This window comes from Pseudomonas veronii (assembly GCF_002028325.1).
Lineage (GTDB): Bacteria > Pseudomonadota > Gammaproteobacteria > Pseudomonadales > Pseudomonadaceae > Aquipseudomonas > Aquipseudomonas veronii.
Genome location: NZ_CP018420.1, coordinates 5,526,668 through 5,538,820 on the forward strand (window position 1 = coordinate 5,526,668; position 12,153 = coordinate 5,538,820).

Here is a 12,153-nt window from a genome sequence, read left to right on the forward strand (position 1 = left end):
GTAGGAGCGAGCTTGCTCGCGAAAATCCTGAGGCTGCCGCGTATCACCTGATGCGCTTCGTTATCGTCAACGTTCTTCGCGAGCAAGCTCGCTCCTACATGGCGAATGCCTGTTCAAGCGCCACACCCGCCCCGGTCAACCCGGAATACGGCGCCGTCACCAGCCATACCGGAATGCCCTTGAAATAGTCGCTCATGCAGCCTTTGTCACTGAAGCTCTTGGCAAAATCGCTGTGGATAAAGAAGTCGGCAAACCGCGGGATCACCCCGCCGACGATATACACACCGCCCCGTGCGCCGGTGGTCAGGACGTTGTTACCGGCTACGCGGCCCAGCCAGATACTGAACTGGTTCAACACTTCCATCGCCACCGGGTCGCCGGCCAGGCCTGCCGCCGTGATCGCTTCCGGCGTATCCAGCACCGGCGAGTGACCATCCACCGCACAGATCGCCCGATACACCCGTGGCAAACCTGCACCACTCAAGGCGCTTTCGGCGCTGACATGGCCGATCTCATTGTAAATGTGCTGCCACAGCTGGGCTTCCCGCGGGCTGCTCAGGGGCAGGTCGACATGGCCGCCCTCCCCCGGCAACGCGGCCCAACGGCCGCCGCCCAGGTCGAGCAAGGTGCCGACGCCCAGGCCGGTGCCCGGACCGATCACCACCGCCGGGCGCAACGGTTCCGGCGTGCCAGGGCAGACCACGCGGAATTCGTCGGGCTTCAAGCGGGTCATGCCCAGGGCCATGGCCGAGAAGTCATTGACCAGCAGCAATTCATCCACCTGCAAGGTGTTGCAAAACGCAGTCTTACTCAGGCGCCAGTGGTTGTTGGTGAATTTAAATTCATCACCGCTCACCGGCCCGGCCACCGACAGGCACACCGCGCCGATGTCGCCGATCGCCAGGCCTTCTTCCTTGAGGTAGACCTTGATCGCGTCCTCAGGGCTTTTATGATCCGCGGTGGCCTGCACCCGGATCGAATGCAGTGCCTGATCCCGCCACAACGCAAACCGGGCGTTGGTACCGCCAATATCACCGACCAGCGCAAGCTTCACTTAAGCGTCTCCAAGGCACAGGTAAAGGCGCTGGCGCCTTGCTCTGCGGAGCTTGCGGCCAAGCGCATAAATGCAAACAGCTCGCGACCGGCCCCCACGTTATTGCCCAACAGGCCCGTGGCAGGTGTGCGCGCTGCAAATTCTTCGGCGTCCACCTTAAGCTCCAAGGTACCTTTGACGCCATCCACACGAATGATATCGCCATCGCGCACCCGTGCCAGCGGCCCGCCGCTCTGGGCTTCGGGGTTGACATGGATCGCGGCGGGGATCTTACCCGACGCGCCGGACATGCGCCCGTCCGTTACCAGCGCCACTTTGAAGCCACGGTCCTGCAACACGCCGAGGAACGGCGTCATCTTGTGCAATTCGGGCATGCCGTTGGAGCGCGGCCCCTGGAAGCGCATCACCGCGACAAAGTCTTTTTCCAACTGACCGGCCTTGAACGCATCGGCCAGATCTTGCTGGTCCTGGAACACCACCGCTGGGGCTTCGACAACCTGGTGCTCGGGGGCCACGGCGGAGACTTTCATCACGCCACGGCCGAGGTTGCCTTGCATCACGCGCAAGCCACCTTCGGGCGAGAACGCGCGGGCCACCGGGCGCAGGATGGCTTCGTCGAGGCTTTCGATCGGGCCGTCGCGCCAGATCAGTTCGCCGTCGACCAGGAACGGTTCCTGGATGTAGCGGCTCAGGCCTTTGCCGGCCACGGTGTTGACGTCTTCATGAAGCAGGCCGGCTTCGAGCAGTTCGCGGATCAGGAACGACATACCGCCCGCCGCCTGGAAGTGGTTGATGTCGGCCTTGCCGTTTGGATACACGTGGGACAGGGTCGGCACCACCTCGGAGAGGTCGGCCATGTCTTGCCAGGTCAGGATGATCCCCGCCGACATGGCGATGGCCGGCATGTGCAGGGTGTGGTTGGTGGAACCGCCGGTAGCGTTGAGCGCAACGATGGCGTTGACGATGGATTTTTCGTCGACGATCTCGCCGATCGGCGTGAAGTTGCCGTTGGCCTTGGTCAGGCGCGTGACCTGATGCGCGGCTTCGCGGGTCAGTGCGTCACGCAGCGGCGTGTACGGGTTGACGAACGAGGCGCCGGGCAAATGCAGGCCCATCACTTCCATCAGCAACTGGTTGGTATTGGCGGTGCCATAGAAGGTGCAGGTGCCGGGGCTGTGGTAGGACTTCATCTCCGACTCCAGCAGCTCTTCGCGGCTGGCCTTGCCTTCGGCGTAGCGCTGGCGCACGTCGGCCTTCTGCTTGTTGGAGATGCCCGACGGCATTGGCCCGCCAGGAACGAAGATCATCGGCAGATGGCCGTAGCGCAGGGCGCCCATCATCAGGCCGGGGACGATCTTGTCGCAGATGCCCAACATCAGCGCAGCGTCGAACATGTTGTGGGACAGCGCTACCGCCGTGGACATGGCGATGACTTCACGGCTGAGCAGGCTCAGCTCCATGCCCGGCTCGCCTTGGGTCACGCCGTCGCACATGGCGGGCGTGCCGCCGGCGAACTGGCCGACCGAGCCGACTTCGCGCAGGGCTTTTTTGATCTGGTCCGGGAAATGTTCATACGGCTGGTGCGCCGAGAGCATGTCGTTATATGACGAAACAATTGCCACGTTGGCGGCATTCATCATACGCAGACTATTTTTATCTTCGGTGCCGCAACCGGCCACGCCGTGGGCAAAGTTGGCGCATTGCAGCTTGCCGCGCATCGGGCCGTCGCTGGCGGCGCCGCGAATGAGCGCAAGGTAAGCCTCACGGGTTGCACGACTGCGGGCGATAAGCCGATCGGTGACCTCAAGAACGCGGGGATGCATGTGTAGAACTCCAGGCTAACGGATGTGGCGACCTGAGTGTCTATGCTGATCAAACGCCCGCGGCACATGGGATGGCAGAGAGTCGTTTGGATCATCGGACCAGTTGATTCAGGTCACTCGTTGTAGATTGAACAAAATATTGCCACTAAAAAGGCTTGTTTTCTATTTTTATGCGAATAATCTTGTAATTCTTACAACAAATCGACGACAGGCACTCTTCAATGACTCTTCGAATCGCAATCAATGGTTTTGGCCGTATCGGCCGCAATGTCCTGCGCGCACTGTATACCCAAGGCTATCGCCAGGATTTGCAGATCGTCGCGATCAATGACTTGGGCGACAGCTCGATCAATGCCCACCTGCTCAAATACGACACCGTCCACGGTACTTTCGATGCAGAAGTCGCGCACGATCAGGAAAGCCTGACCGTCAATGGTGACCGGATCGCCGTCAGCGCCATTCGCAACCCGGCCGAGCTGCCCTGGGCTGCGCACAATATCGACGTGGTGTTCGAATGCACCGGCCTGTTCACCGACCGGGCCAAGGCTGCTGCCCATATTAGCGCCGGCGCGCGCAAGGTGATCATCTCTGCCCCGGCCAAAGGCGCGGATGCCACCGTGGTCTACGGGGTAAATCATGACATTTTGCGTCAATCCCACCAGATCATCTCCAATGCTTCCTGCACCACCAACTGCCTGGCACCCGTGGCCCAGGTGCTGCACCGCGAGCTGGGCATCGAGAGCGGCCTGATGACCACCATCCATGCCTACACCAACGACCAGAACCTGACCGACGTCTACCACACCGACCCCTACCGCGCGCGCTCGGCCACCCAGAACATGATCCCGAGCAAGACCGGCGCCGCCGAAGCGGTCGGCCTGGTGCTGCCGGAACTGGCGGGCAAGCTGACCGGCATGGCCGTGCGGGTGCCGGTGATCAACGTATCGCTGGTGGACCTGACCGTGCAGTTGAAGAAAGACGCTACCGCCGAGGAAGTCAACGCGCTGCTCAAGGAAGCCAGCCAGCACTCGAAGATCCTCGGCTACAACACCCTGCCGCTGGTTTCCAGTGACTTCAACCACAACCCGCTGTCGTCGATCTTCGACGCCAACCACACCAAGTCCAGCGGCAAACTGCTGAAAGTGCTGGCCTGGTACGACAACGAGTGGGGCTTCTCCAACCGCATGCTGGACAACTGCCTGGCGCTCTGCAACGCCGAATAATCTTTTGTGGGAGGGGCGGTTCGACTTGCTCCCGATGGCGGTGTATCAGTCATGCATGTGTTGACTGACATTCCGTAATCGGGAGCAAGCCCCTCCCACATTTGATCGGTAGAGGCCCAGAGAAACAGCCACTTGCCATTTGTGCTGATGATACGCATTATCATTAACTACAAATCGGTCCGGTATCGCTGTGAGCCAATCTCGCTTCAACCAAGTCTTTCTCACCCAACGGGTGATTCTGCTACGCACCTTGCAGCGGATGGTGAACAACCACAGCACCGCCGAGGACCTGTTGCAGGAAACCTACCTGCGCGTGACCCGGGCCCTGGGCGAGCGGCCGATCGATCACCTCGAACCCTTCGTCTACCAGACCGCGCGCAACCTCGCGCTGGATCACTTGCGTTCCCGCAGGATACAGGCGCGCACACTGCAGGAAGATGTCCCGCTGGACGTCCTGCAAAGCGTCGCCGCCCCCATCAGCACGCCCGAAGACGCGACCCAGGCCGAGCAACTGCTTGAGCACCTGAGCATCAGCCTCGGCCAATTGAGTGCCCGCCAGCAACGGATTTTCATCCTCAGCCGCCTGCACGGTTGCAGTTACCAGGAGATTGCCGATCAATTGGAAGTGTCCTTGAGCACGGTGCAAAAGGAACTGAAATTGATCATGGCCATCTGTGTAGGTGTGGCCGAACGGCTGGATCAGCCTTAAGCTTCACCCGACAGAAATGTCGACCCAGGCTGTAGGAAAGATAAATAGAACGTGGCGAAGACCCGAGGCACACCGTGACCGACCCGAATAAACTGCGCCCCCATGCGCTGGCTCATGAGGTGTTGCAAGACCCGGCGATGGACCAGGCCCTCGACTGGCTGATCGCCCTGCAGTGCCCGCAACCCGGGCAGCAGGCCGCGTTCGAAGCCTGGCTGGCCGGCGATCCGGCACGCGTCCGTGCCTTCGGCAAAGCCCAGGCCGCCTGGGGCGGGGCGCCCGTCCACAGCGCCGCCGTCGCGCTGGCCGCACCGCGCAAACCCGGGGCCTGGCGCCGCATCAAACCGCATTGGAAACCACTGGCCACCGCCGCCGTGTTGATGCTCGGGCTGTTCAGCTTCAGCAACCTGCCGGTACGCCTGCAAGCTGACCACCTCACCGTGGTGGGTGAGCGCCAGCGCCTGCAATTGGATGAGGGCTCGAACGTCCTGCTGAACACCGATTCGGCGTTCTCCAGCACCACCCGGGATCACCAGCGCATCGCCCGCCTCTACCAAGGCGAAGCGTTTTTCGAGGTAACGCCCAACCGCGGCCTGCCCCTGGAAGTCGACGCCGGCCCGGTGCGCGCCAGCGTGCGCGACACCGCATTCGCCGTGCGCTACCTCAACGGCGAAGCGCAGGTGCAGGTGCAGCGCGGCGACGTCGACCTGAGCAACACCTTCGACGATGCCCGCGTGCGCCTGAGCGCTGGGCAAAGCATCCGCATCGGTCCCAAGGGCTTCGGTCAACCCGCCAGGCTCGACGCCAACAAGGACCTGGCCTGGGTCCAGGGCCGGCTGATCTTCGAAAACCGCCCGATGAGCGAAGTGCTCGCCGAATTGCGCCGCTACTACCCCGGCTGGATCGTCAACACCAACGACCAACTCGCCAGCGTCGCCGTCACCGGCAACTACCGCCTCGACCAACCGTTGGACGTAGTGCGTTCCCTGGCCCACATCACCTCGGCCAAGCTCTCTGAATACCCGGCCTTGGTGATCCTGAACTAAATGAGAATTATTTTTACTCGATAGACCTCGGCTGTACGTCTCGTCTTAGCCAATGCAACTGATTCCTATTTGAACCAGTGCGCAACTATAAGACTCGTACTTCCGGAGCGCTCTCGATGTCCTCTCGTTTCAATCGCCGGTCTTCTTCACCCGTGCTGTCCTTGCTGACCGCCGCCCTCCTGCTGGCCGGTACCCCGCTGACGGTCGCCGCCGCCGAACCGACCGCCCGCAGCCACGGCAACTACAGCTTCAGCATCGAACAGCAGCCACTGGTTTCGGCACTCAATGCCTTCACCGCCGTGACCGGCTGGCAAGTCGGCCTGCCGGCGGAGCTGGGCCAGGGCGTGTCGTCCCCTGGCGTGCGCGGTGCGCTGTCGCCGGAAAAAGCCCTGGAGCGCTTGTTGGTGGGGACCAACCTGGGCTACCGCAAACTCGGCAACAGCAACATCGTCCTGGAAAAGCGCGCTGCCGGCGGTGTCCTCAACCTGCAACAGGTGACCATCAGCGCCACCCGTAACGAGCAGGACGTCAACAGCGTACCGAACACCGTCAGCGTGCATGATCGCCAAACGCTGGACCGCCAGAACGTCAACACGATCCGCGAGCTGGTGCGTTACGAGCCCGGCGTCTCGGTCGGTGGCGCCGGCACCCGTGCCGGCAATGCGGGCTACAACATTCGCGGTATCGACGGCGACCGCATCCTCACCCAGGTCGATGGCGTGGAAGTGCCGGACAACTTCTTCAACGGCCCCTACGCCAAGACCCGTCGCAACTACGTCGACCCGGAAATCGTCAAGCGCGTGGAAATCCTGCGCGGCCCGGCGTCGGCCCTGTATGGCAGCAGCGCCATCGGCGGCGCGGTGAGCTATTTCACCCTCGACCCGGACGACATCATCAAGCCCGGCCAGGACGTCGGCGCCCGCCTCAAGACCGGCTACAGCTCCGCCGACGAGAGCTGGCTGACCTCCGCCACCGTCGCCGGCCGCGTACAGGACGTCGACGGTTTGCTGCACCTGAGCCAGCGCAACGGCCATGAAACCGAAGCCTACGACGGCAACAACGCCACCGGCCTGGCCCGCACCGGCGCCAACCCCGAGGAGGCGCGCACCACCAACGTGTTGGCCAAACTGGGCTGGAACTATGGCGATGACAACCGTCTGGGCCTGACTTACGAGAAGTACAAGGACGATCGCGACGTCAACCTGAAGAATGCCGTGGGTGGCCCGTTCGTCGGTGGTCAAGGTTTCAATCTCTACCGTGATCGCCGAGGCAACGACACCATCACCCGCGAACGTTTCGGCCTGGAAAACACCTTTGCCTTCGACTCGCCCGTGACCGATCGCATCAAGACCAGTCTCAATTACCAGATCGCCAAGACCGACCAGAGCACCGCAGAAATCTACCAGGCCGGCCGTCGGGTATTGCGCACCCGCGACACGCTTTATGAAGAAAAACAGTGGGTATTCGATGCCCAGCTGGACAAGGCATTCAGCGTCGGCGAAACCGATCACCAAGTGACCTACGGCACCACGCTCAAGCAGCAGAAAGTCACCGGCTCCCGCGAGGGCGCGGCCACTTGCCTTGCCGTCGGCGCCGGTTGCACAGCCATTGGCGCGCCCAGCCCAACGGCCAGCGACAGCGTGAAGAAGGCCAGCGACTTCCCCGACCCGACCATCAACACCTATTCGTTGTTTGCCCAGGACCAGATTGCCTGGGACAAATGGACCTTCCTGCCCAGCCTGCGTTATGACTACACCCAGCTCAAACCCAAGCTGACTCAAGCGTTCCTCAGTACCGTCAACCCGACCGGCCAATACCCGGTGAGCGACAAGGAAAAAACCTGGCACCGTGTCACCCCCAAGTTTGGCCTGACGTATGCCCTGACCGATCACTACACCCTGTTTGGCCAATACGCCGAAGGCTTCCGCACCCCCTCGGCCAAGGCGCTGTACGGACGCTTTGAAAACCTGAACCTGGGCTACACCGTCGAGCCCAACCCCGACCTCAAGCCGGAAACCAGCAAAGGCATTGAAACCGGGATTCGCGGCAAGTTCGCCGCAGGGTCCTTCGACATCGCGGTGTTTTACAACAAGTACCGCGATTTTATCGACGAAGACAACGCGGTCGTCGGCGGCACCGTCGAACAGTTCCAGGCCGTCAATATCAAGCGCGCAACCATCAAGGGCGCGGAAGCCAAGGGCCGCTTGAACCTCGACGCCTTCGGGGCGCCTCAGGGCCTGTATACCCAGGGGTCGATTGCCTACGCCTACGGGCGCAACGACGACAGCGGCGAGCCACTGAACAGCGTCAACCCACTCAAAGGCGTATTCGGCCTGGGTTACGAACAGGACAACTACGGTGGCCTGCTGAGCTGGACCCTGGTGAAGAAACAAGACCGTGTCGACAGCAAGACCTTCTTCGCGCCCGACGGCGACAGCGCCAACGGCCCGTTCAAGACCCCAGGCTTCGGCATCCTCGACCTGACCGGCTTCTATAAAGTCACCCACGACGTGACCCTCAACGCCGGCCTCTACAACCTGACCGACAAGAAGTACTGGAACTGGGATGACGTGCGCAGCTACGACAGCGTCGGCGAAGCCGGTGTCACCGGCCCGGCCAACCTCGACCGCCTGACCCAGCCCGGTCGCAACTTTGCGATCAATGTGATCTGGGACATCTGATCAATCCGCCTCGCCTCGCCGGAATCAATCACCGGCGAGGTGAGGATTTTTTACTGTGCCGCGTCTTCTTGTTCGTCTAGTTACTAACCGCCCAGCCATGCCTCAGGGCAACACGGCGCTCCCTTCACAAGGACTTTGTCATGACCGCTTCGCCTTCCGCAGAACGCCCAAGCCTGCGCTCCCAGCGCCTGAACCAGATCACCAGCGAGCCGCACACCCGGCTCGATGCGCTGGTCAAGGCGCACGCGCCGTTTGAAACCCAGCCCAACTTCGCGCGCTTCGTGGTGGCGCAGTACCTGTTCCAATCGGAACTGGTGGCGCTGTACAACGATGCCGCGCTGATCAAGATCGTCCCCGACCTGGCCGAGCGCTGCCGCGCCGACGCCGCCAGACTGGACCTGGCCGACCTGGACACTGACGTGCCGGCCGCCGTCCCCGGCGCCGTGCAGAACCCGAGCCAAGCCGAAGCCCTGGGCTGGTTGTTCGTCTCCGAAGGCTCCAAGCTGGGCGCGGCGTTCCTGATCAAGCGCGCCGTGGCCCTGGGCCTGAGCGAAACCTTCGGCGCCCGCCACCTCGGCGAGCCGGCCGGCGGCCGCGCCGACGGCTGGAAGCGCTTCACCCGCACCCTCGACGGCCTGGAATTCAGCGCCGAAGAAGAAGCCGATGTGGAAAAAGGTGCGCTCAATGCGTTTATGCGCTTCACGGTGTTGCTCGAACAGGCATACGCTACCGCCCCTGAACTGGCCTGATATTCGATTGAAATGCGTATTCGGTGGGAGGGGCGGTGCGACGATTCGACTTGCTCCCGATAGGGATGGGTCAGCCATGAAAGTGGTGGCTGACACGCCCCCCCCACACTTGGATCTCATGCCAAGCTGAATAATTGTTTTCCCCGACTTGCACACACCCATGACCGGCAAATCCCCATCCACCTCGAGAATCGCCCGGCTCCTCTTCGGCCTGCTGGCCTACGTCAGCCTGGGTATCGGGTTGGTGGCGATTGTCGTGCCGGGTTTGCCCACCACCGAATTCATCCTGCTGGCTGCCTGGGCCGCCACCAAAAGCTCGCCGCGCCTCAGCGCCTGGCTGGAAAACCACCGCCTGTTCGGGCCGATCCTGTTCAACTGGCGCAACGGCAAGATCATTGCGCGCCGCGCCAAAATCAGCGCCACCGTCAGCATGCTGCTCTGTGCCCTACTGATGCTGCTGACGCTCGATCACGGCTGGCCGATCTACCTGACCATCGCCGGAATGAGCCTGGGCAACCTGTGGATATGGTCCCGCCCGGAACGGCTTGCACGCCCCGTATAACGCGGGATGTAGGCGTTTTCCTACCGTTCATCGCCTCCCTCTCATGAAACCCCTGGCTACGCCGATGCTCCGGATAAGGCGCCGAATGGACTTGGCCCGGCTCGCATACCAACAAGCCCATCCGTGAGTGAACCTATGTTCGATACCCTCTCCATCCGCTTGAAAATCGTGCTGCTGTCCGGCCTCTGCCTGCTGGGAGTGATTGCGCTGGTGGTCGGCATGAATATTTACAATACCGCGCAGAACAATGCGCTGGTCAGCGACTCAAGCTCACGGATGCTCACCGCCAGTGTGCAACAACTGCTGCAAGCCAAGGCTGCCGAACAGGCGGTACAACTGCAGCGAACCTTCGGCGACAGCCTGGTGGCGCTGACCGCCCTCGCCGACCAGGTCAAAGACCTGCGCACCCTGGCCGCCAAGCGCTCCCTCGAACCCGGCGCGCTGCGTGAAGAACTCAACCAGAGCCTGAAAACCGCGTTTGAACGCAACAGCAAGGTGCTGGGGATCTGGATGTCGTTCGAGCCCAATGCGCTGGATGGCAAGGACAGTGAGTTTGTCGACGACAAGGCGCGTGTCTCCAACGATAAAGGCCGTTTCTCCAGCTACTGGAGCCGCGCCGGCGGCGAAGGCTTGAACACCATCATGGTCGAAGAGGACCTGAACAAAACCACCCTCAACCTCAACGGCACCCCCTACAACATCTGGTACACCTGCCCACGGGACACCCGTCGCGCTTGCCTGCTGGACCCGTATGAAGACACGGTGGGCGGCAAGACTGTACTGATGACCACCATCGCCCTGCCGTTGCTGGTAGACGGCAAACTCATCGGCGTCCTGGGCGTCGACATTGCCCTCAATGCCTTGCAAGCCAGCACCGATGTTGCACAGAAAGACCTGTTCAACGGTATGGCGCAGTTGGAGATTATCTCCAGCACCGGTTTGATCGCCGCCTACAGTGGCGAACCGGCCAAGGTCGGCAAGAACCTGATCGACACCCTGGGCGCCGAAGGCAAAGAGATCGTGCAACTGCTGGGCAGCGACAACCGCACGATTCTCGAACAGGACAACACCATTCGCGCGGTGTACCCGGTCAAACCGCTTGCCGACGCCAAGTCCTGGGGCATAGTGATCAAACTGCCCAAGGCGGTACTGCTGGCCGACAACGTCAAGCTGCAAGCCGTACTCGACAAGGCCCAGGCCAGCGGCACGCTCAAGGCCTTGCTGGTCGCGGCCGTCGCCGCATTGCTCGGCCTGCTGCTGGTCTGGCTGACCGCCACCGGCGTGACCCGGCCGATCAACAGCGTGGCCGCCATGCTCAAGGACATCGCCAGCGGCGACGGCGACCTCACCCAGCGCCTGGCCTACTCCAAGAAAGACGAGTTGGGCGAACTGGTGACCTGGTTCAACCGTTTCCTCGACAAGCTGCAACCGACCATCGCGCAGATCAAGCAAAGCATCAGCGAAGCCCGTGGCACGGCGGACCAGTCTTCGGCCATTGCACGCCAGACCAGCGAAGGCATGCAGGTGCAGTTCCGCGAGATCGACCAGGTGGCCACGGCGTCCAATGAAATGAGCGCCACCGCCCATGACGTCGCCAACAGCGCCTCCAACGCCGCCAGCGCAGCGCGCGGGGCCGATCAGTCGGCACGCGAAGGCATGTCGATCATCGAGCAGAGCACCCGCGATATCACCACCCTCGCCGACGAAGTCAGCAAGGCCGTGAGCGAAGTCGAAGCACTGGCCGTCAACAGCGAGCAGATCGGTTCAGTGCTGGAAGTGATCCGCAGCATTGCCGAGCAGACCAACCTGCTGGCGCTCAACGCCGCCATCGAAGCGGCACGCGCCGGGGAAAGCGGGCGCGGGTTTGCGGTAGTGGCCGACGAAGTACGCAACCTGGCCAAGCGCACCCAGGATTCGGTGGAGGAAATCCGCCAGGTGATCGAACGCATCCAGAGCGGCACCCGTGGCGTGGTGGCGACCATGCATTCGAGCCAACAGCAGGCCCAGAGCAATGCCGGACAGATCCATCAGGCCGTGCAGGCGTTGGGCAAGATCAGCGACGCGGTGACGGTGATCAGCGACATGAACCTGCAGATCGCCAGCGCCGCCGAACAACAGAGCGCAGTGGCCGAAGAGGTCAACCGCAATGTGTCGGCGATCCGCACCGTGACCGAAACCCTCACCGGCCAGGCCACGGAATCGGCGGCAATCAGCAGCCAACTCAATGCACTGGCGACTCAACAGATGAAGTTGATGGACCAGTTCAGGGTGTAAACAACACTGTAGGAGCGAGCTTGCTCGCGAAGAAC

Annotated in this window: 9 protein-coding genes; 7 read left to right on the top strand and 2 right to left on the bottom strand. The window is 62.1% G+C overall.

The window, feature by feature from the left end:
- Positions 1-94: 94 nt before the first annotated feature.
- The gene (locus PverR02_RS25275) at positions 95-1,054 is read right to left on the bottom strand and encodes a glucokinase (RefSeq protein ID WP_079444606.1); all 960 of its coding nucleotides are present in this window, start codon (positions 1,052-1,054) and stop codon (positions 95-97) included.
- On the bottom strand, positions 1,051-2,877 hold the full coding sequence (edd, locus tag PverR02_RS25280) for a phosphogluconate dehydratase (RefSeq protein ID WP_046382228.1): 1,827 nt from the start codon (positions 2,875-2,877) through the stop codon (positions 1,051-1,053). Before edd ends, PverR02_RS25275 begins: the two co-directional genes overlap by 4 nt.
- A 221-nt stretch (positions 2,878-3,098) precedes the next feature.
- Here edd and gap point away from each other — a divergent pair, with 221 nt between their 5' ends.
- The 7 genes from gap to PverR02_RS25315 all read left to right on the top strand — a co-directional run bounded on the left by gap (position 3,099) and on the right by PverR02_RS25315 (position 12,118).
- Complete coding sequence (gap, locus tag PverR02_RS25285) at positions 3,099-4,100, top strand: type I glyceraldehyde-3-phosphate dehydrogenase (protein WP_057004545.1); 1,002 nt, start codon at positions 3,099-3,101, stop codon at positions 4,098-4,100.
- A 190-nt stretch (positions 4,101-4,290) separates the two neighbouring features.
- Positions 4,291-4,809: an RNA polymerase sigma factor gene (locus PverR02_RS25290; protein ID WP_017846095.1), complete on the top strand. Its 519-nt coding sequence runs from the start codon at positions 4,291-4,293 to the stop codon at positions 4,807-4,809.
- Between the two features lie 74 nt (positions 4,810-4,883).
- The gene (locus PverR02_RS25295; RefSeq protein ID WP_046382226.1) at positions 4,884-5,852 is read left to right on the top strand and encodes a FecR family protein; all 969 of its coding nucleotides are present in this window, start codon (positions 4,884-4,886) and stop codon (positions 5,850-5,852) included.
- A gap of 116 nt (positions 5,853-5,968) precedes the next feature.
- Complete coding sequence (locus PverR02_RS25300) at positions 5,969-8,533, top strand: TonB-dependent receptor (protein WP_079444607.1); 2,565 nt, start codon at positions 5,969-5,971, stop codon at positions 8,531-8,533.
- 140 nt (positions 8,534-8,673) lie between these two features.
- Positions 8,674-9,282, top strand: a complete 609-nt coding sequence (locus PverR02_RS25305) for a biliverdin-producing heme oxygenase (RefSeq protein WP_046382224.1) — start codon at positions 8,674-8,676, stop codon at positions 9,280-9,282.
- Positions 9,283-9,442: 160 nt separating this feature from the next.
- Entirely contained in the window at positions 9,443-9,844 is a 402-nt protein-coding gene (locus tag PverR02_RS25310; RefSeq protein WP_057004547.1) for a YbaN family protein, read from the top strand.
- 135 nt (positions 9,845-9,979) lie between these two features.
- On the top strand, positions 9,980-12,118 hold the full coding sequence (locus PverR02_RS25315) for a methyl-accepting chemotaxis protein (protein ID WP_079444608.1): 2,139 nt from the start codon (positions 9,980-9,982) through the stop codon (positions 12,116-12,118).
- Positions 12,119-12,153 lie beyond the last annotated feature (35 nt).

Excerpts from the sequence above, each read along its gene's own strand:
- edd (WP_046382228.1), bottom strand. The coding sequence starts at position 2,877 with ATGCATCCCCGCGTTCTTGAGGTCACCGATCGGCTTATCGCCCGCAGT.
- PverR02_RS25305 (WP_046382224.1), top strand. The coding sequence starts at position 8,674 with ATGACCGCTTCGCCTTCCGCAGAACGCCCAAGCCTGCGCTCCCAGCGC.
- PverR02_RS25315 (WP_079444608.1), top strand. The coding sequence starts at position 9,980 with ATGTTCGATACCCTCTCCATCCGCTTGAAAATCGTGCTGCTGTCCGGC.
- gap (WP_057004545.1), top strand. The coding sequence starts at position 3,099 with ATGACTCTTCGAATCGCAATCAATGGTTTTGGCCGTATCGGCCGCAAT.
- PverR02_RS25310 (WP_057004547.1), top strand. The coding sequence starts at position 9,443 with ATGACCGGCAAATCCCCATCCACCTCGAGAATCGCCCGGCTCCTCTTC.
- PverR02_RS25300 (WP_079444607.1), top strand. The coding sequence starts at position 5,969 with ATGTCCTCTCGTTTCAATCGCCGGTCTTCTTCACCCGTGCTGTCCTTG.